We start from the raw sequence: 19,873 nt of genomic DNA on the forward strand, positions 1-19,873 counted from the left end.
TTCTTCCGGCAGACTTAATTTGACCTTGGCTTTTTTAACTCTGCCAAAAATACTTTAAAATCTAAAGTTGGCCAGTTTTTTAGTTTCGTGGAGGGTTTGGAGATGGAGAATTTGGATTGGACGTGGTTTAAAAATGAAGCAATTACCTTTTGATTGGAATCCGTTGCTTCAATAATTAGATCAGCCAATTTTTCAAATTGATCTTCATTCTTAATCTCAGGAATAGGAATCTGCTCAAAATATTGTGGCTTTACTTCTATGTATCCCCCACTTCTGACAACACAGATTGATTTTAGAAACATCCAAACTACTTTGGAATTTAAAATGCAAAGAAGGGTCTTTCTATCGTTCGGTAAAAATACGGCAGGAGCATTTACATATATACTTTTATCATCAAATGAAAACTTATTTGAATTTTGAAGATTTGGAAATATAATTTTTGGCTCTTCAAATAAATTATAATAAGCACAGTTCCTTAATTCCCACCAAAATTCACCTTGATCATATCTTTTCTTGGCAGATACCTCAAAAGGGAGTAAACTATTTACAAGATGTGGATAATCAATTTGTAATTTTTGAATAGCTTCAAATTCGGTTATTTCTAAGCCATATTTCTTTTTTGTCCATCCACTTGGAAAAAATATAAGCTGTTGATTCGATCTTGGTGTATTCCATTTTTCTATGTCTTTACCTTCATAAATGGGCTTCAAGTTGGCACTAGAAGGCTCTTCACTTTTAATAATAAAAGCTTCATTTAACGCAGTCTTAACACCGTAATAACATTTTCCAAAATTTTCTTTTACAGTTTTGAACTCAGAAATTTTATTTAAAATTTTCCAAACCTCTACCGAATTAAAAGACCAAGAAGCATCCTTGAGAGAAGATTGGACAACATTAACCGTTTCATGTTGTGGTATATCTATGGTTATGTTTTGTGCTGATTTCAGTATTTTAACATATGAAAAGGTACTATTCTCTTTACGATTCTTATTAAGGATAATAATTACAGGATAAGTCGTAGCTCCTTCAAAGATCTGAACTTCTGTAAAATCTATGTACTCCCAAAATCTGGTTTTATCTTTCAGATAGGCTCTTAAGACTTGTCCAGCTTTTGTCTTATCAAAAGTATTTGAGATAAAACCCATTATTCCGATTTCAGATTTGATCAACCTCGTTCCCAATTCATAGAAATAAGCAAATAAGTCACTGGCAGGATGATAAACTTCATATTCCTTTGAAAGCAATTCTATAATTCCCCCTAAAAGTTCTGCCCTAACATAAGGTGGATTACCCACCACCACATCAAAACCAGATTGCTTCGTTCCTCGCAATGACGGATCGAACACCTTTGGAAATTCCTTCTCCCAATTAAAAGCCAGGTCTCCGGCCACTTCGGGATCGTCGATTAGGGAGTTGCCGACTTTAATATTTGAATTGAGACTGCTGAGTTTGCGGCCTTTTTTAGCGGTACGAAGCCAGAGGGAAAGGCGGGCAATCTCCACCGATTCCTCATTGATATCCACACCGAAAATGTTGTTTTCGAGGATTTGGTTTTCCACATTGGGCAAAACCATAGGCGTGCCGAAGAGTTGGGATTCGAGTTCGTCCAGGTAGCGATGCTCAGCGATTAGGAATTCCAGTACTTGGTTAAGAAATGCTCCTGAACCACAGGCCGGATCACAGATGGTCAATTGCAGTAGCCATCCCCTGTATTGGTCTAATTTCTCTTTTAGTTTTTGGATGGTTTTCTTCTGCCTGCCCCGCTTACCTTCAGCAAAATCCTCGTCTACGATTTCATAGGCTTTCTTTTTTCCTCGCATAACTTTCCAAGCGTATTGTCTACGATGTATTTGGTAATGTATTTCGGGGTATAGAAAACACCGTCTTTCTTACGCTTGGTTTTGCTTTTGTCTATGGCAGTGCCTTCGAGTGAAGCGCGGACATTCTCGATGTCGTTTAGACTGTGTTCGAAGATATGCCCAAGGATATTGGTGTCTACTTCTGACTCGAAATCGTATTCGGTAAGTTTTTTAACGTGCCTTTCGAGCACCTCATCAGAAATTTTTAAAGAATCCAGAATTGGATCAGGTGCAAAAAGCCCACCATTGTAGGCATGGATTTCGGCTTTTCCGGGCTGCACTCTCCCCGTATTGAGGTAGCCAAAGTATTTTAAGAACCGCTCATAGAGTGGCGCATAAGCATCCAATTCTTTGAGATGGTTCCACTGCCGGACGATTTCCATGATGGAGTTGGGAGGTAACAGCCCCTTGTCCTCAGCAAAGAAGATAAAAAGGAATCGATCGAGTAGTTTTTGGCTTTTTTGTAAAGCTCCAATTCATCCTGCTCTGGATTCCGGGCCACTGTGTCTTGCCAGAGTTCCTGCTTAAAGGAGGAATAATCAGCGTAGAGTTTTTTGGTGATTTGTTCCTCGACAAGTAAAGACTCCTCTTTTACTTTTTGGGTAGATGGCTTAGGAGGTTATCCTTTTGGAGGAGAAGCCAGAAAAGGGTAAAGTCTTCCCACTGCAAAGAGAAAACATTGAATTCCAAAAAGTCAATGGCATTGTCTATATAGAATCGAAGCTTCTCAAAGTTGCTGGTAATGACGTAATGGCAATTCGGTTGGTTGTTCTTATAATTAAAGGCCTGATCTCGGATCTTTTCGAGGTCTTTGGTGTCGGTACCTTTGAGTTCAATTACAGCTATGGCATTGCCTTCTTTGAGAATGGCACCATCTGTTTTTTTTGCATCCTTGATGTTTTTCAGTTCTGTGGTCAGGTTATAATCAGGGTTGGGATTGATGGTATACCCGAGAATATTGACAAAGAGTTCTCGAAGAAAACCTTCCTGAAACTGTTCCTCTTTGGCCGCCCGGATATTGGAATGGATAAGAGGATTGTGAAAATACTTTCGATACCGCTCAAAGGCCTCCTGCATAGCGGGATGATCCTGTGCTGCGATGTGTTTTTTGCGTACGGAATTTTGAAATAGCGCCATTAAAAGTTACAAGTGGGCTTAAAGTTTAACAAGGTCTAAAGCCTTCAATGTTGGGCTTAGCATATAAACTACCAATATAAGTATGATTCCTAAGATTTCTATTAAATCTATACTTTCAATCTTGTGCTTTTAATGATTTTATATAAAAAATGACCCATAGGGGCTATATTCCCTTAATTTATCATTAAATGGTATCGAAGTTAATTAAAACAGTCACTTATAAGACCAAAGCTTGAATGATACAATTAAAGTGGTCAGTTAAATTATTAAATCAGGAATGTATTCATAAGTCCTGAAAAACCAAAATCCCCCTTTCTTTCAAAGGGAGATTTTGGGGGATTTTTTCGTGAACATGCTAAAATACGAGCTTGTGAAAATAATATCCTACCGTAATAACCCCCTTACCCTCCGCCGTGGCGGAGGGATTTGAAAGCGTTTGGAATAGCGATTACTCAGAAACACTAAACCCTAGCTTGTCCAAACCTTCTTGCACCTCAGGGGCAGCCATAAATAAATCCCATCCCAAACCTGTGCGATAATTCTCTATCATGGCCACTATAGGCCCCTGATCGATGGCCAAATACCGCTGTGGATACCAATCCTTTTCCGGACTTAAGGCATCATAAAACCCATAACGGCCAAAAACCTTTTCACCATAATTGTAATACAAATTCCGGATCACTGCCATGCTTTCCTCCGGGGTATAAGGTATGGAGGACAAGGCTGCAGTCGGCGAAATTACCCCCAAATCCGATCCCGGCTTATGGGCAGCATAACCTGTTACCGTATAACTTGCCGTTAAGCCCCAAAGGTCTTCCCCATAGCCCTTAAATCCTCCATCATTTTCCACACACCATTGTCGGTTGATCAATGTATGATTGCGGTTGTTTTCCCAATAGTTAGCATATTGGTCGGACAATCCTCTTGGATCCAAACCCAAATAAGAATAATGGGACCAGAACAATGGGCCACCATACTCAGGGGATCCGTTGTGTTTGAGGGGCAGTTGGTATCCATAGGCCTCAGTGTTCCCTACAATGTCACCATCCCTTGCCCAGCCTTTATGGTAGACCGAAGCCGGCACAGCATGGGTTGGAGAGGATGTTGCCAACACATAGGTAATCATACATTCATCGTAGCCCTTTATGCCAAAATTCTTCTGCCAACCAAAATTAGGAGACCAGTGCCAATACAGTATATCTTGCCCGCCCTGAGTATACCAGGTCCAATCCATTGCCTTCCAAAGTTCGTCTATCTTTAGGGCCAATGCTTTCTCTTGCTCATTGCCGTTGTTATAATATTCCCTTACTGCCAAAAGGCCCTGCATCAAGAAGGCAGATTCAACCAAGTCTCCCCCATCATCATCGCTACCAAAAGGCTTCACTTTACCGTTTTCCCCATGGATCCAATGGGACCAGACTCCATGAAACCTGTCTGCTTTAGACAAAAAATCAACAATGCGCTCAAAACGCTTGAAACCTTCTTCTCTGCTCACCCAAGCTCTCTCAATTCCGGCAATCAGACCAAATAGTCCAAATCCTGTCCCTCCTGTGGTCACTACATTTTGGTCATTTTGGGGATAGTTTCCATCCATATGAATACGCTCCCTAGCCATTCCGGAATTGGGTTCTGCACCTTCCCAAAAATACCGAAATGTGTAATACTGCACCATGTCCAATAGTTCTTCATCCGTCATGGATCGGGTAGCAACGGTAGCTTCTCCCAAACTCTCTGAGTCATCCTTCAACTGTGCTTCCACCTTATAAGAAAGTGTAAGCTCAGTTCCCAAATCATTGACAAAATCAAGGTAAATTGTATCTTTTATACTTGCTCTTTCCGTATAATCGCTGTCTTCCTTTTTAACGAAAACGGTATAAGATTCAGCTCCTAGGACAGGCTCCCATTGCAATTCTACATGCCTGGCATAGCCTTTGGCTAGGATCCTATTAGATGAGACCTCTTTTTCGGTGCAGCCTAAAACAAGCAGTCCAATCCCGAGAATAATAAAATATGCGTTGAATATCTTCTTCATTTTATTTGTATTTTAATGGCCAGACCATGTATCAATTTTAATAAGTAAATCCTAACTTATCCAGGCCTTCTTTCACCTGTTCATTTTTCATAAATTGATTCCATAATAATCCGCTTCTGTGGTTTTCAATCATAATAATTATTGGCCCCTGATCTATGGCCAGATAACTATCTGCAATCCAATTCTCTGTAAGGTTAAAGGCATCATAAAAGCCATATTCTCCCCATAACCTGTCACCCAAACTATAATAATAGAATTTGAGTGCTTCCATAGAAGCTTCCGAGGTATAGGGCATGGCCGAAAGGGCTGCTGTTGGTGTCACAACTCCTAAATCATTTGTTGGAGAATGGGCACTATACCCTTCTTGGTTATCGCTGGCTGTGAGTCCCCACATTTCCGCACTGTACCCTACAAATCCCAAACTATTTTGTACTGAATAGGCCCTATGGATCTTACTGTGACTCACATTCTGATCCCAATAGTTTGCATATTGATCTTGAAGAGATCTGGGGTCTAAACCCAAAAATGAGTAATGCGAATAAAACAGAGGGCCTCCCATCTCAGGCCCTAAAGGTAAGGTCTGATCGAAATAGGTTTTGCCATTGACTATAGCCCCGGACCTGGCCCAACCCTGGTGGTACACCTCTGCGTCAATAGCATGGGTTGGAGAAGCTGCTGCCAAAACATATACAATCAAAGCCTCATTGTAGCCTGTCACAGGCAAGTTCATGTCCCAGACATGATTGGGGGACCAATGCCAGAACAATTTGTTCTGACCTCCTCTGGTATACCAGTCCCATTCAACTTCCTCCCACAGCTCATTGATCTTTCCTATGATTTCATTTTCCTTTGTATTGTTGGGATCCAAGTATTCTTTTACCGTCAACAATCCTTGGATTAACAATGCCGTTTCTACAAGGTCTCCCCCATCGTCTTTGGGACTGAAAGGAATCACTTGCCCTGTATTTCCATTCAACCAATGAGGCCAAACTCCATGAAACCGGTCAGCTTTAGACAAAAAATCTACCACTTTTCTCCACCTTTCCACACCTTCACTTCTACTGATAAAGCCTCTTTCTACTCCAACAATAAGAGCCATCATTCCAAAGCCCGTTCCCCCTGTGGTCACAAGATCTCCTGATGTATTTCTTTCCCTGATCATGCCACTGTGCGGATGGGCAAAATCCCAGAAATATTTAAAGGTTTGTTCCTGAATAAGTGTTAATAAGGCCGAATTATCCAAAGCCGGAAACTTATTTTCTTCCGATTTCCCGGTATAAAATTCCAAGGTAAACGCTTCCAGAACTTTAGATTCACCGGCTTGAGCAAGGTCTCTGATTGTAAAGGTATGCTTCTTAAAATCCCTTAATTTATTGGCACTTTTTACGAACCAGAAGACATCATCATCTCCTGCCTCTAATAGCAGTTCCCTGGCCACTCCATCCTGTGTTAATTCAAGGTGCTCCAATGTAAGGGCGGTAGGCTTAGAGAAAGTGAGTTTTAGGGAAAAGGAGACGGCCGCATTTGCCCACCGGCGATTTCCAATCCATTCGGCGCCTTGGATCTCAAAATCCACTAGGCTTGAAGCTGCTGATTTGGTGGTATAGTTTACATTATAGCCCAAGAAAAGACCTTCCATGGTCCCATTGAGCCCCTGCTCTATTTCTAGCACATAGGTGGTACCGGGTTTCATCAAACCAATAATCTGAATGCTTACCTCCTTATTTTCACTGAAGAAGTTAAGATTAAAATTTACTGATTGGCCGGATTCTTTTTCCTTTAGCTGAATAGATTCCTCCAAATTGACCTGATCAACTGCAGAAGAAAAATATATGGTAATGCTTTCATTGGTCTCTATTCCAGAATTTTGATCGTAATCCTGACTTAAGACCAGAGATCCTGCCATTACCTTTGTTACTTGCAAAATAGGCTGTTCGACTGTTTCCTCCTGACAGGAAAAGAATATAATAAGGAAAAAAAGCAATAAGTTATTCTAGGCATGGGGTAGAAAATAAAAAATGGTAGCCCGCCCGATAATTCAGGCTACCATTCAGTGTACGGCTTAATTACTTTCAGTAGAAATAATCCCTTTTATTTCTTCTTGGCTCAATACGGAATCAAAAATCCTCAGCTCATCAATCAAGCCTGAAGTAGATAAATGACCCCAGCCTGCAAACCTGGGAGCTCCGGAGCCAACAGACAATAAGTCACACCCCGTCCAGTCTATACCCGGAAAACCGTTTTGACTAACTACTTCACCATCGATATAAACAGTAGCTTGATCCGGACCGATCGTAAAGGCAATATGACTCCATTCGCCGGTGCTTGGATCAATATCGGCAGCAGCACCGCCATCAAACCAACTTTCACCTGTGCCTGTTCCTATATTTAATTTTATCCGTTGCATGCCTCCGGCGTTTTCTCTAAACAGCCTAAAGCCTGAGGTTCTATTGTTCATTGCTGATGGATTGGCTTCATCCGGAGGTCCCATCACCAGAAGGCCTGCCCTGTCCGGATCGGCGTTAACCTTGTACCAGAAGACGGCACTAAATGAGTTGCTCTTCAAGCCTTCAGTAGGGAATTTCAGATAGGAGTCGGTATTTCCGGCATAAGCTTTGGACACAATGCCATCGGCAAAGGCCGGCGCACCAGCAATATCAGGAGATAAAAGCTGAATCAATTCCACATAATCACCATCAAATGGCAAGTAAAACACCTCATTGTCATAAATGGGTTGATAGGGCTCCGATTTTTCAAAAGTGATGGACTCAGTAGCAGATTTACCGGACATGTCTGTGGCCGTTACTTCAAGCAAATGTTGCCCATTGGTTAGGCCTTCGAAATTGTATACAGATAAAAACCTCCTATAATCGGGAAAATCATTGAAACTGGCAATTTCACTTCCATCCATAACCAATGAGACCCTCTCGATTTCAATATCATCAATTACCTCCAAGTCTATATTTATGTCGGTCACATCCTCAACAACACGAATTTGAGTTCCTTCACTTGGGAAATTGACAGTGATTTCAGGGGCCTCATTATCCGAGCCCGGTGCCACATAGTCGATATCATCAATGTATCCATCTGTACATGAACCGATGATTATAGACATCAAAACAATAAAACTTAACCTATACTTTATCATTGGATTACATTTTATTTTTCTCATTAATTATTGTTTGCCGCCTCTTTGATTTGAGGTAAAATATCCTGCTGCTCAAGGGGATATGGTAAGAATCTATCTGAGCCGGCATCATAGGTTCTTCCCCCATAATTAAGGGCATCGGTTTTGTCATGGCGAACCAAATCATAATAACGTATACCCCATTCCATGCCAAATTCAGCAAATTTTTCATCCAAAACTGAATCAAGATCAACACCAGAAAGGTTTCCTAGGCCTGATCTGTTTCGTACCAGATTTACGGCTTCATCTGCAGAAATCACCCCACCTGAGGCCCCACTTACCAACGCTTCAGCATGAATGAGTAGGATCTCAGCATATCTAATGCAGGTGAAATTTTTATTTTCTCCATAAGAGAATCGTCCGGGTGTAAGTTGGGTAGAAGGCAGGTAATGTTTTCCACTGAGGAAATTATACCTGGGATGATTGTTAAAAACATCTCCATCTTCACTGCTGTTGCTTACCCAATTGGGCAGGGTGGAATAGGCAGGATCCGCTTGAATTTCGGCGATACCATCCGGGGTAAATAGCACAGTTGTAGATAATCTTTCTTGCTCATTTCGGTCTAGCATGAATTTTACATACTTAAGAGATGGCTCCCAAAAGCCCCATCCTCCTCCGGCACCGGCAACAGTCGGAGTCCAATTGGCAGGGCCGAAAAATCCCATAAATACCTGGTATTGGTTCCGCTTGCCTGACCAAAATCCGAATATTGCAACTCCAATAAATTCTCATCATTAAGTTTTCCGGGAAGTTTAAATAGCTGGTAATAATCAGGCTCTAGGGTAAACAATCCACTTCCAATGATTTCATCTGTGGCATTTACTACTTCCGGGTAATTTTTCATTTCTAAATTGGCCAAAGCTTTCACTGCCAAAGCTGTATAGCGGGTTACTCCACCACGTACTTTTGACCGTTGATTGGGATGAACACTGGGAAGGTCGGGAATGGCTTCATCCATTTGTAAAGATATATGATCCATTACTGCGTCAAAATCTGAAAGCTCAACATTAAAAAGATGGCTTGGCTCTGATGAATTTGGGATCAATACTGAACCCCAAAGTTTAGCCAAATACATCAGTTCGTAAGCCCTCAGCACCTTGATTTCAGCAATATATTGGCGAGCATCAGCTTCATTAGCTCCGGCCTCTCTGTATTTTTCAATTTCCTCCATGGCGCCATGCCAAAAAAGGAGGTCTGAGTAAAGGTTAAGCCAAGTAGAGTTGTACATCCAAAAACTCCTATTGTACTGAAAATTATCAGTTTCTGTCAAAGGAACTTGATCCCCTCCTGCATTTACATCATCTCCTCTAACACTTATGATAGGGAAACTTTCCCACTGAAGGGAATAAAATTCATTGTATGCCCCATAAAGCAGCAAATCCATATTTTCAAACTGCGTGTAATCAGTATTTTCGGCAATAAATTTATTTTCCAGAGGTTCATCCAACAAATCTGTACAGGATTGACCTCCCAATCCTAAAATCAAAGCCAAAAACAAAACGATTTTATATTTTTTATTTCTCATCTTTGTTTCGAGTTTAAAGTTTGATATTTAATCCAAGCGTATAAGTGCCCGGTATAGGATACACTTGGCGATCTATACCATCGGCGACTTCAGGATTAAAGCCATTGTAGTTAAAAAGGGTAAGTGGCCTATCCGCAGTAAGTGTGATTCTACTTTCCGGAAAGTTCAAACCAAATAGTTGCTTGTCTTTTAAAGCATAGGTCAATCGAACATTTTGAACCCTGAAATAGCTACCATCTTCCACAAAATAATTGCTTAGGTTTTGGTTCCAGCTCTTTCTAAGACCGGCTGCAGAAGGGTATTGGTTGGAAGTTCCCTCTCCCCTCCATAAGTTTTCTGCCAATTCAGCATCAATGTTGGTATCGTTAGTGAAAATTATTTCTCCCCTCTTCCGGTTAAGAATACTATTGCCAACCTGGCCTTGGATCAAAGCAGAGAATTCAAAATCCTTATAAGTAAAACCGGCATTGAATCCATAGGTATATTTGGGCAGAAATGAACCAAGTACTACCCTGTCTTCATCATTAATTAGCCCATCCTCATTTTGGTCTCTGAATATTAGGTCTCCCGGCTGTAAATTATTTTCTGAAATAAACTGAGAGGTATAACCATAATTGTTGATTTGTTCTTCCGTTTGAAAAACACCGTCCGTCTCATACCCATAAAATGCAAGATAAGGTTGACCTACGATAGATCGTTGCCTGAATTCAGCTGACCCTGCATCCAGACTTTCCGGTCCACCTAAACTTAAAACTGTGTTTTTCAGAGTACCAATGTTCCCTCCGAAATAATAAGAAAATTCAGGACTAACGATGTCTTCCCAATTTAGTGAAAGTTCTAGGCCTTCATTTCTAATCTCTCCCACACTCCTTCTTTCACTTGCTCTAATCACCGGCGGAATAATGCTAACTGCCAAATTTCTGGTGTCTCTGACAAAATAATCAGCATCGAGAGCCAATCGTTCACCAAAAAACCTGGCATTTAAGCCAACATTTAACTCTACTGTGGTTTCCCAACGGTCGATGAGGTCAAAAGTCGGATCCAACCTCCGGCCAATTACCAAAACACCATCATAGGCGCCCCTGTTTTCTACCAATTCGGGGGCACCAACTGAAGAATTGATTCCATCGTTTCCAAGTTGTCCCCAAGAGCCTCTGATTTTTAAGAAATCTATTGCCGAAACATTAAAAAATGATTCTTCTGAAAGCACCCATCCTGCTCCAAATGTGGCAAAGTTTCCCCACTTTTGCTGGAATTTATTGTTACCATCTCTTCTAAATGTTCCATACAAAAGGTATCGGTCTGCATAATTATAAGCCACTCTTGAAAAATAAGAATGGTAGAAAAGTCGGTTTCCACCATCACCTATGCCATTTAGGTCATAATCTGTAGCATTATTTAGATACCAAAACTCCTCTTCACCTCTTATAGGATCAGGATTGAGGTTTTCTCCACGAGCAAATAACACTTCATTCGTTTCACTCCTAAATGATTGACCTAAAACCACGGTTAGGTTATGTAGATCAAAATTATTTTGGTAGGTTAAAAAGTTGTCCCAAATCTGGTCAAACCTGCTAAATGAATTTCTTCGCAGGGAGGATTGTCTCTCCTCCCTACCGTCACTATAAGCAAACCCTACATTTCTGGAATTAACATTTTCCATACTGAAATTGTAAGAGGTTTTAAAAGTTAAGTTATTGGGAATAATCTCTATTTCAGAATAAAAATTACCCAATAATTTGGCCACTTTATTTCTGTTGTCTGAATAAAGTAAATTGTAAAAAGGATTTTGGTTGCTTCTGTATCCTAATTGTTGAGCATTGGACAAACGATAGGGTGTAGCATCTGTATTGCTCTCATCGTAAACAGGCAAGATAGGTACTGCAAAATAGGAACGGAACCAAGCCCCATTGTCTCCATTGAATTGTTCAGCCGTACTTAAATTTAAATTACCACCTACTGTCATCCATTCTTTTACATCTGTATCTAGCTTAACTCTAAAGTTCATTCGCTGATAACTATTGCGGGTCTCTTTCATTAAACCTTCTTGGTCAAAATAACTAGCACCTATGGAATACCTTGTCTTGGTTCCTCCTCCGTTGAAAGAAAGATTGTGGTTTTGAATCGCTGCCGGGGCCATCATTTCCGAATACCAATCCGTATTTACTGCCGGTAAGGAGGGGTCTACATAACTTCTTCCATACCTCTGAATGGCATTTTGTACAAATGCCATATCAGCAGCCGATCCGGTTTCATTTACATATTGAACAAACTGCTGGGAATTGGCCATTTTCAAAACGTTTTGAGGATTTTGAATGCCGTAATAGCCATCGTATACGATTTCAGGTTCTTGGTTGTAGTTACCTCCTTTGGTTTCAATAACTACCACCCCATTGGCAGCACGAACCCCGTATATGGCAGACGCAGAGGCATCCTTTAATACAGAAATGGATTCGATGTCATTGGGATTGAGAAAATCAATATTCTCAAAAAACATCCCGTCTACAACATATAAAGGAGCTCCTCCTCCTTCAAACGACCCTACTCCACGAACCCTCACGGTGGGAGATGCTCCTGGAGCGCCATTACTTACAATTTGTACACCTGCAACCCTTCCTTGAAGGGCTTGCATGGTTGGGAATTTGGAGTTTTAACAATGTCCTCTGATTTTACCGTGCTAATGGCCGACGTTAGGTCTCTTTCTCTTTGAGTACCATAGCCAATGACAACCACTTCTTCAAGTCCTTGTGCATCTTCTTCAAAATTAACATTGATTGTACTTTGGTCACCAACAGTGATCTCCTGGGTTTCAAATCCTATAAATGAAAAAACCAGAACCGATTCTGAGGAGCTGACCTGCAATTCATAATTGCCATCAATATCTGTGACAGTTCCATTTCCTGTATTTTTCTCAAGGATATTAACCCCCGGAATGGACTCCCTGAGGGGTCCTTGACGGTACCACTTACCGTTACCTCCTGTGCATACAATGCCTCGGATTTGGAGAAGAAAAGTCCGGTAAAAAGAATTGCTGAAATTAGTAATGAAAAAGGGATTTTGGGTTTAAAATTTCCTTTTTCAATAGTAAAGGGAAAATTCATAGGTTTTTGGGATTAGGTAATTTTAATAGTTTATGGTTAAAATCAAATCCAATTTGATTCGAGTATAAAAATAGAAACAATGAAAGGTCTGACTATAAAAAACAGGGAGTAAACACAATCAATTACCTTCAACACCTCCTTATTTTTACCAAAAAATACCGCATGGATATCAGTTAAAAACATCATTTAATCAAAATGAGAGGCTTTTTAGAAATTTTGTATCGGATGAATAACAAGCTACTAAATCAGCTGTATTGTCCCCATCAAAAAGTAATTAATCCCATATTTTCCGTCTATTTCAGGTAGGGCATTTCTATTGGGTGTAAACCTAGCATTAAAAAACACTCAACCATATTACCTTTTCCAGGGAGGTTAAGCAAGACTTTCAAGGAGTGAAAATTCCAAATGTTAGCCCTTTAATTTTTTTCCGGCTAAGCCTACTTTTTAAGGAAACTTTGAATTTATTTGGGTTAATAATCTACCATTTCTGAAAGTACAATTTCCTCCCAACCTCCATCAAAATCCGGTTCACTGTCGATCCTTGTTTGAATTTTTTTCCGGAATGCCCAAATTGTATTTCTTCTTAGATCAAGAATAGTTGCAAGTTGATCCAGAGTTAATTTTTCATCGGTGAGGTAGGAAGCGTAAATGATGTAAAAGGCCTTGTCCAATGGGAATTTTATCCCATGAAAAATTGTACCTGCAGTTACAGAATTAATGTGCCCACATTTGGTACACCTTCGGCTAAAAACTTTATTCGCCTTTCCATATTTGTTATTGCCACATTGACTACATTGAAATGTATCCGCCCACTTCAATTCTTCTAGATACCTGTAGCAAGCGGATGGATCGGGAAAAATCTCTCTAAACTCAGGAAGTGTTAAAGATTTCTGGGTCAATCTGGCTTTAAAAGAGGCTCTAATGGAGCTTTTTAATTTCCAATTGTCTTTGTCCAATAAGGCATTGATCCGTTTAATCTCCTCATCCTTTTCTTGAAGCTGACTATTGTAATTTTCCAGTAATTTATTTTTAGCCTGAAGTTCGGCAGTTCTAATGCTTACTTTGGATTCCAGTTCTTTGTTCACCTTTTCCTTCAAAGAAATATTTTCTTTGTATTGGGCAAGAGATCTTTTTAAAGCCTTGTCACGAATCTCTTTCATCAACCTTATCCTATCACCAAGTGCGAAGGACAGTAGCACCATCTCCAAAAGAAAGGCAATGTGCAGGCTGTAATAAACTAGTGTGGTATGTGGAAGTATGGCATAATTTGCCAAGACTTTAATGCTAATGCCGAAAAACAAAACACCATAAGCCATGACAAAAAATCGAGCGGCTTTGTATTGTTTTATCAACAAATAAACGGCAGTAGTAAGAATCAATAAAAAAGGTAAACTGTCAAAATAAGTTAGTTCAAAATAATTGTGATCAACAAAAAGCCCCATACAAAATAGCATGAATTTACCTGTTAATGACAACCACAAAGCATAATGAAAGATTCGGGCTTTTCTCCTTGTGTTTAAAAATCGAACGGTAAACAGAATGGCCCAAAAGACGATTGAAAAACTAAAGACACCATTGACGATGGTATTCCATTGAGGAAATTTGGCCAGAAATATTGAAAACCTATCCCATCAAGGCTCATGGCATACAAGCCTACACTCAAGAGATAAAGGATATAATAAACGTATTTCATTTCCTTTACAGCCAAGAAGATTAAAAAATTATAAAAGGCAATTATCAATATCATTCCATAAAATAAACCATAAAGGAAATACTCACTTAAAGCATAATGCACAAAGCGGTTCATAGACCTCAGGGCTATTCGAATATCTGCTTTTTGGGTAGAATTAATTTTAAAGTAAAAATTTGAAATACCTGCTGTATCATTTTCCAGTTGCAACTGAAAGTTTTTATGGTTGAAAAGGCGCTGCGAAAAAGGATAATTGTCTCCCAAGATCATCATTTCATAGCTCCCATCTGATGTGGGGATATAGGCCTCGATATGATCTATACTTTGATCATAAAATTCCAATAACCACCTTTTTTGACTTTCGGGGTTATTGTCAATGGAAAGCTTAACCCAATAGGTATAATTGGTATTGAACTTATTTTTGCTGAAATCCGGCCTAATTTTTATAAACTGTTGGAATTCTTCTTGACTTATATGCCCAAATGTCAAAGTATTGGTACTGTCTTCATAAAACTCAAGCTGATCGATGGCATATATCCTTTCATTCCAACTATCGTCAATTCTAAAGGTAGCCTCACCTGAAATCCTCTGCGCCCAGCTCAATGAAATAGGAAGCAAAAATAACATTCCAATTAGCCATACATGCTTATTCAATGATTTATCCATCATCATTCTTTTTATGTCCTATGCAGAAAAAACTCAATATCAAAACATTAAATAAAATGCCATGTTTCAAGAAGAATTAAACTTTTCGATGATCTACTTATTATAAAGCCGCAGTAAAATCGTTTGGTTACCATTTTAAATCCGAATCACCGATAACAATCCATTCTCAAAGAAATAGGAGGCATAATGTATATCTTAGATTTAGCATTTACACAACTAAAACCTTGCCACATGTTAAACCAGAAATAGGCAATAGGCAATCTATTACGTGCGGAAATCGATTCACCTAAACACGGGACAGGCTATTACATCATCTGAATTTTAAGGAGGCAATGCAACATAAGCATTCAGCCTTGGACATAATATGGCCTGAATTTCAAGTATTCATGTTATAAATATTCTTAATATTTGGACTGATAAAATTCAAAAGTCCGACAAGTTTAAACTTGCCGGACCTCATTTTTCCAAACTCTGTAAAATGGTGGCTAAAACCACCTGCTAAAAATACCAGACCTTAATCTTTTAGGTTTTATATGGTCAGCTTCCATCTCATAAGGAAGTTGCCAGACCTTACCTTTGCTGTCACCAAAATACATTTGGCTTTTGCTAAAATCATTGGGGTCACCATCTGCCCAAAAGTATAAAAATGGATCGGCACCATTTTCCACCCTACGGATATAATTATGGTTTCGTTTACTTCCTTTGGTTAGCTTTTTGGTTTTGCTCCATGTCTTTCCTTTGTCAGCACTTTTCCACATTTCTACTTCACCCCCTGCACCATAAAGCTGAGGTGAATCCTTGGTGGGTCCTATGACCATCCACTCATCACCATCTATCCACAAGCTACCCATATCATAATTTTGATCAGATTGAGTAATTATATGGTCTTGCCATTCACTTCCATCCCAATGGACTACGTGCCAATTTCTAGGGCCATATTTTGGGCCGGGTTGATGCCCTTGACCTTCTACATAAAGTGCTATAGGATTTCCATTGGAGTCAAAATTTATATCTTTCAAATAAACGTTTCGCTTTTGACTGAAATACTCTTTGACCAAACCGGAAGATGCAATATCCTCCACAGGAAGGCTGACCACATTTCCATAAATATCGGTCCAAGTCTTTCCAAAATCTACGGTTTGGTAATAATACAAATTGGTTCTTAAATCCACATTTCCATTGGGATGCCAGTTACAAAAAAATGCGATTTTTTCACCGTTCTGCCCGGAGATTTGGTAGTGACCACTGTTTTTATCTCCAGGTCTTTTTATCCCCACAAGGTGCTGGTCTGAAGTCCAATCTTCACCATCACTACTTGTTTCAAAATACAATTGGCGAACTCCTGTATACTTGGTAAATAAATTTAGGAAGCCTTTTCCGGCTAGGTATTTTGGTTGAGGGTAAGTCATTTCTTCTTCTGAAACTTGCTCAAATGACGCGGTACTGTAGGGCAATGTACTTTTGTATTTAAAGCCCATTCTTTTACTTCCTCTTCCACTAACAAAAACCCATATATAACCTTGTTTATCAATCGCTAAACTTGGATTGTCATGAGGATCATCTACGCCTAATTTATCATAGACAATTACAGGTTTTGAAACCATGCCGGTGTTATGATCAAATTCACCTATCATGCATAACAAATACTTTTCATCTTCACTTCTAGTACCACCATATACGAAAAAAGTACGGTTGACTTCCGGTGAATAAATGGCAAGAGGTATATGTTTGGCGGTATAGGTTCCAAGGCCTCCCGAATACTTGTCTCCAAATTCAGACTTTTGGCCCAGTGTAAACCAAATCCCTTTGTATCCATCTACGGTAGGGTAATTTTCTTGGGCAAATACACTAGTGCAGGAAAAGTAAAAAAACACCAATAAACTTAAAGCAAAACAGTTACGTGAAATCTTCATAGGGATCGGTTTTTGACGACCCAAACATATGCATTATAAGGAAAGAAAAAAAGCAAAATGATAAGTCCACAGCTTCATATGAAATTTAAATTTCCCTGTCACCTTATTTTTCAGGAGTCTTTCTGTGGCTTTTAGAAAGTGAGAGGATAAAAAATTATTCTTCTTAAATTATATAAAAAATTAAAGTATGGTTTGGTAAATAAGGCTTATGATGTCAAAATATAATTGTTGAGAAAATGCACATTTGAATCAATAGCTACCCAAACCATATTTTTTGGAGTATTACTATATATTAACTATTTCAACCCGAATTTAACTTTCAAATTAGTGAAATCCTGTAAACTGAAAGGTTTAATCCAAAAGTCAACAATCCTTTCATAGGTTTTGGCCTTTAAACGATCAGCATCTTCAATGGATGATGTGATGATAATAACCTCTAATTCAAAGTCTATGCTTATTTTTTCCAATTCATCCAATACTTCCCAACCGGACAATCCGGGCATATTAATATCTAAAAACATTAGATATTTACTTTCATTTGCATTAACGGTCAAAAATGACAAAGCATCCTCACCATTGTTAAATGAAATTATTTGATGCGAAATCCCAGCTTTCTGCATCAATTTTTTTGTAACAATATGACGATTGGGTCATCGTCTACCAAAACTATTTCCACATTCTACTTATTTACTTGAAACAACTCAAATTTTCACCCAAGATTAATCTACATTAAAGAACCATATCTTAAACTAAATCAGATCAATATTTTAATATGCACTTTTATATATTTAAAATACATTTTTTCAAATGTAAACCAAGAATGATGAATTAAAAAAATAATCCAGTATTTTTTTCTTAAAATCATTCTTATTCCTAGTTATGTAATAAAAAATATCTAATCAGTTATAAAATTTAGCCACTTGAAAAATAAAAAGAGAACAGTTTAAAAATGGTTAAAGTTAAAATAAGCTTTATAAAAAATATTTTATGGCCTTACCAAACACTTAATAGTAGCTATTATTTTACTTATCCGGTTAACTTTTGCAACTTAGTAGCAAATATTTATAATCTTTCCTTCTAAGTTAATAAAAAAATTTATTTCTTAAGCATTAATATTGAATCACTTACCCAGTCCTATGCAAACTTAAATTAGGGAAAACAAATTAACATTTACCCAACAATTATAAACCATCAATAGGTACTTGTATTTTAGGAAATAGACAATAGGTTTGATTTTAAATTTGACCAATACGATATTGCCTTACTTATGTTGTGGCAATACCATATCAATCCTAATCATATTAGGAAATAGGTCTTTTAAACTAGAATAATTTTCCTTAATAAATTAATGGTCAAACATTTGTTCGTAATGAGGGATTGTGGCAAGAATCCCCCCACTTTTCTCATAAAAATCCTTTCCGGTGGGGTAAACACCATTTTTAGTTTTTACCCATTCTTCGTTGGCCATAGGGTGATAACTTACCATTTTGTCCCAATTCTTATAATACTGATGGCCATTTGTTTCTTGAAGGCCAAGTGGCATATCCGGAAATGAGTGCAATCTTGCAGCCACATTTTTATTCCAATCCACCAAAATTGGGTTTACTGTAAGATCTGCACAAAAACACGGTACGTTTTTTTCGTAGGCTGCCTGAGCAATCTTCATTGTCATACTCATTGTCTTGGCAATGGCTTTAAGTGCAATGGCTGAATAGCCCTGTTCAATTCTTTCTAAGGCATCTTCCACTGTATGGGCACTTTCATCCGCGGCTATCCTTACACCAAGGTCACCAACAAAAACCTTAATTTTTTCTCCAAAGGGTTCTTCAATGACTGCAATTTGGTCAAAGGCCCCAATTTTTTTTGCATGGTCAAGAAAACGCTCTAAGGTTTCTTTCTTTTCATACCTTTCATTGACATCAAAATAATAAGGTATTTTACCATTTTTAGTGTAAGGGGTTTCTCGATCACCCAAAGTTTTATGAACCGCTGTCAAAAATTCTATATCCTTGGCCAGCATTTCCTTTTGTGTACCTGCTGCGCCAGTTTTCAATTTCATGATAAAATGTCCCTCGTCTGCTGCAGCTTTTATGTCTTTTATTGAAGCCCCCACACTAAAAGAAGGAATACTTGCTACCTTGTCATGTTTTTGAGATAAGCCCGGACGATAAGCTTCGGGTATCATCTCATCAAAGTTTTTCATCCCATTTTCTTCTCCATACAAGAGCCAGATCGCATTGTCTACCGGAACCAATGAGTTTAGAGCAAAAGTAGTTTTAAGGTCAGGATTTCCGGTAATCTTTTGTCCATAGGCATACACCTCAGGTAAAACCTCATCAAGCAAAGTAATTGGATCGACAAAGCTATTACCTTTAATAATTTGCAAAGCCCGCTCCGTCATGGCATACATCAATGCATTCCCTCCCGTAGTTGAATGATTTTGGAACACCGTCTTATCCGACCAAAGCGTTCCCTGTGTCCCTATTCCAATTTTATGCCTCCCACTTTCGGATTGCATCAGGGCAACAGCTTGCCAAGCCTGTGTGATGGCGCTGCCTTTAAAACGGTAAGGGTATAGTGGTTCTCTCTCGAAATTTGAATCTGTATGAGTAATTTTTATTTTTTTCATCTTTCTGCTTATTTTCTCAGACTTACCAAAACCAAAGGAAGGGCTCATGCCTAATCCACCGGCTGCCAAAGCAACCGTTGACCTGCTTAAAAATGCTCTTCTACTAAATCCATTATTGTCTTTCTTCTCCATGG

14 protein-coding genes and 1 pseudogene are annotated in these 19,873 nt (G+C 38.9%); all 15 read right to left on the minus strand.

Translation table 11 applies throughout. From position 1 onward, the window contains the following. Positions 1-14: 14 nt before the first annotated feature. The 15 genes and pseudogenes from WG932_RS07415 to WG932_RS07485 all read right to left on the minus strand — a co-directional run bounded on the left by WG932_RS07415 (position 15) and on the right by WG932_RS07485 (position 19,871). Positions 15-1,820: an Eco57I restriction-modification methylase domain-containing protein gene (locus tag WG932_RS07415; RefSeq protein WP_483087494.1), complete on the minus strand. Its 1,806-nt coding sequence runs from the start codon at positions 1,818-1,820 to the stop codon at positions 15-17. Then, a complete protein-coding gene (locus WG932_RS07420) occupies positions 1,787-2,242 on the minus strand; it encodes a hypothetical protein (protein WP_483087495.1) in 456 nt (151 codons plus the stop codon). Before WG932_RS07420 ends, WG932_RS07415 begins: the two co-directional genes overlap by 34 nt. A gap of 208 nt (positions 2,243-2,450) precedes the next feature. After that, positions 2,451-2,996 carry a hypothetical protein gene (locus tag WG932_RS07425; RefSeq protein WP_483087496.1) on the minus strand — a complete coding sequence of 182 codons (546 nt, stop codon included), beginning with the start codon at positions 2,994-2,996 and terminating at the stop codon, positions 2,451-2,453. A gap of 448 nt (positions 2,997-3,444) precedes the next feature. After that, positions 3,445-5,028 (minus strand): glucoamylase family protein, encoded by a 1,584-nt coding sequence (locus WG932_RS07430; protein ID WP_483087497.1) that lies wholly within the window; start codon positions 5,026-5,028, stop codon positions 3,445-3,447. Positions 5,029-5,065: 37 nt separating this feature from the next. Continuing rightward, positions 5,066-6,952, minus strand: coding sequence for a glucoamylase family protein (locus tag WG932_RS07435; protein ID WP_483087498.1), 1,887 nt, complete (start codon positions 6,950-6,952; stop codon positions 5,066-5,068). A 138-nt stretch (positions 6,953-7,090) separates the two neighbouring features. Continuing rightward, complete coding sequence (locus WG932_RS07440) at positions 7,091-8,176, minus strand: LamG domain-containing protein (protein ID WP_483087499.1); 1,086 nt, start codon at positions 8,174-8,176, stop codon at positions 7,091-7,093. 23 nt (positions 8,177-8,199) lie between these two features. Next, positions 8,200-8,880 (minus strand): RagB/SusD family nutrient uptake outer membrane protein, encoded by a 681-nt coding sequence (locus WG932_RS07445; RefSeq protein ID WP_483087500.1) that lies wholly within the window; start codon positions 8,878-8,880, stop codon positions 8,200-8,202. After that, positions 8,790-9,740: a RagB/SusD family nutrient uptake outer membrane protein gene (locus WG932_RS07450; protein WP_483087501.1), complete on the minus strand. Its 951-nt coding sequence runs from the start codon at positions 9,738-9,740 to the stop codon at positions 8,790-8,792. The genes WG932_RS07445 and WG932_RS07450 overlap by 91 nt, the downstream gene beginning before the upstream one ends. Before the next feature lie 13 nt (positions 9,741-9,753). Continuing rightward, positions 9,754-12,372 (minus strand): SusC/RagA family TonB-linked outer membrane protein, encoded by a 2,619-nt coding sequence (locus tag WG932_RS07455; protein WP_483087502.1) that lies wholly within the window; start codon positions 12,370-12,372, stop codon positions 9,754-9,756. Beyond that, positions 12,330-12,785 carry a carboxypeptidase-like regulatory domain-containing protein gene (locus WG932_RS07460; protein ID WP_483088592.1) on the minus strand — a complete coding sequence of 152 codons (456 nt, stop codon included), beginning with the start codon at positions 12,783-12,785 and terminating at the stop codon, positions 12,330-12,332. The genes WG932_RS07455 and WG932_RS07460 overlap by 43 nt, the downstream gene beginning before the upstream one ends. A gap of 526 nt (positions 12,786-13,311) precedes the next feature. After that, entirely contained in the window at positions 13,312-14,043 is a 732-nt protein-coding gene (locus WG932_RS07465; RefSeq protein WP_483088593.1) for a transposase, read from the minus strand. A gap of 27 nt (positions 14,044-14,070) precedes the next feature. After that, positions 14,071-15,203, minus strand: a pseudogene (locus tag WG932_RS07470) (7TMR-DISM family protein); the annotation flags it as partial. A gap of 479 nt (positions 15,204-15,682) precedes the next feature. Beyond that, positions 15,683-17,110: a BNR-4 repeat-containing protein gene (locus WG932_RS07475; RefSeq protein WP_483087503.1), complete on the minus strand. Its 1,428-nt coding sequence runs from the start codon at positions 17,108-17,110 to the stop codon at positions 15,683-15,685. Positions 17,111-17,406: 296 nt separating this feature from the next. Then, complete coding sequence (locus WG932_RS07480) at positions 17,407-17,730, minus strand: response regulator (RefSeq protein WP_242067792.1); 324 nt, start codon at positions 17,728-17,730, stop codon at positions 17,407-17,409. Between the two features lie 725 nt (positions 17,731-18,455). Continuing rightward, the gene (locus tag WG932_RS07485; RefSeq protein WP_483087504.1) at positions 18,456-19,871 is read right to left on the minus strand and encodes an enolase C-terminal domain-like protein; all 1,416 of its coding nucleotides are present in this window, start codon (positions 19,869-19,871) and stop codon (positions 18,456-18,458) included. Between the last annotated feature and the right edge of the window lie 2 nt (positions 19,872-19,873).

The sequence above is a fragment of the Cyclobacterium sp. SOCE241 genome, from assembly GCF_056867545.1.

Coding starts and splice junctions, on each gene's coding strand:
- WG932_RS07415 (WP_483087494.1), bottom strand. CDS start 1,820: ATGCGAGGAAAAAAGAAAGCCTATGAAATCGTAGACGAGGATTTTGCT.
- WG932_RS07420 (WP_483087495.1), bottom strand. CDS start 2,242: ATGGAAATCGTCCGGCAGTGGAACCATCTCAAAGAATTGGATGCTTAT.
- WG932_RS07425 (WP_483087496.1), bottom strand. CDS start 2,996: ATGGCGCTATTTCAAAATTCCGTACGCAAAAAACACATCGCAGCACAG.
- WG932_RS07430 (WP_483087497.1), bottom strand. CDS start 5,028: ATGAAGAAGATATTCAACGCATATTTTATTATTCTCGGGATTGGACTG.
- WG932_RS07440 (WP_483087499.1), bottom strand. CDS start 8,176: ATGATAAAGTATAGGTTAAGTTTTATTGTTTTGATGTCTATAATCATC.
- WG932_RS07445 (WP_483087500.1), bottom strand. CDS start 8,880: ATGGGATTTTTCGGCCCTGCCAATTGGACTCCGACTGTTGCCGGTGCC.
- WG932_RS07450 (WP_483087501.1), bottom strand. CDS start 9,740: ATGAGAAATAAAAAATATAAAATCGTTTTGTTTTTGGCTTTGATTTTA.
- WG932_RS07455 (WP_483087502.1), bottom strand. CDS start 12,372: ATGCAAGCCCTTCAAGGAAGGGTTGCAGGTGTACAAATTGTAAGTAAT.
- WG932_RS07465 (WP_483088593.1), bottom strand. CDS start 14,043: ATGGTGCTACTGTCCTTCGCACTTGGTGATAGGATAAGGTTGATGAAA.
- WG932_RS07475 (WP_483087503.1), bottom strand. CDS start 17,110: ATGAAGATTTCACGTAACTGTTTTGCTTTAAGTTTATTGGTGTTTTTT.
- WG932_RS07480 (WP_242067792.1), bottom strand. CDS start 17,730: ATGCAGAAAGCTGGGATTTCGCATCAAATAATTTCATTTAACAATGGT.
- WG932_RS07485 (WP_483087504.1), bottom strand. CDS start 19,871: ATGGAGAAGAAAGACAATAATGGATTTAGTAGAAGAGCATTTTTAAGC.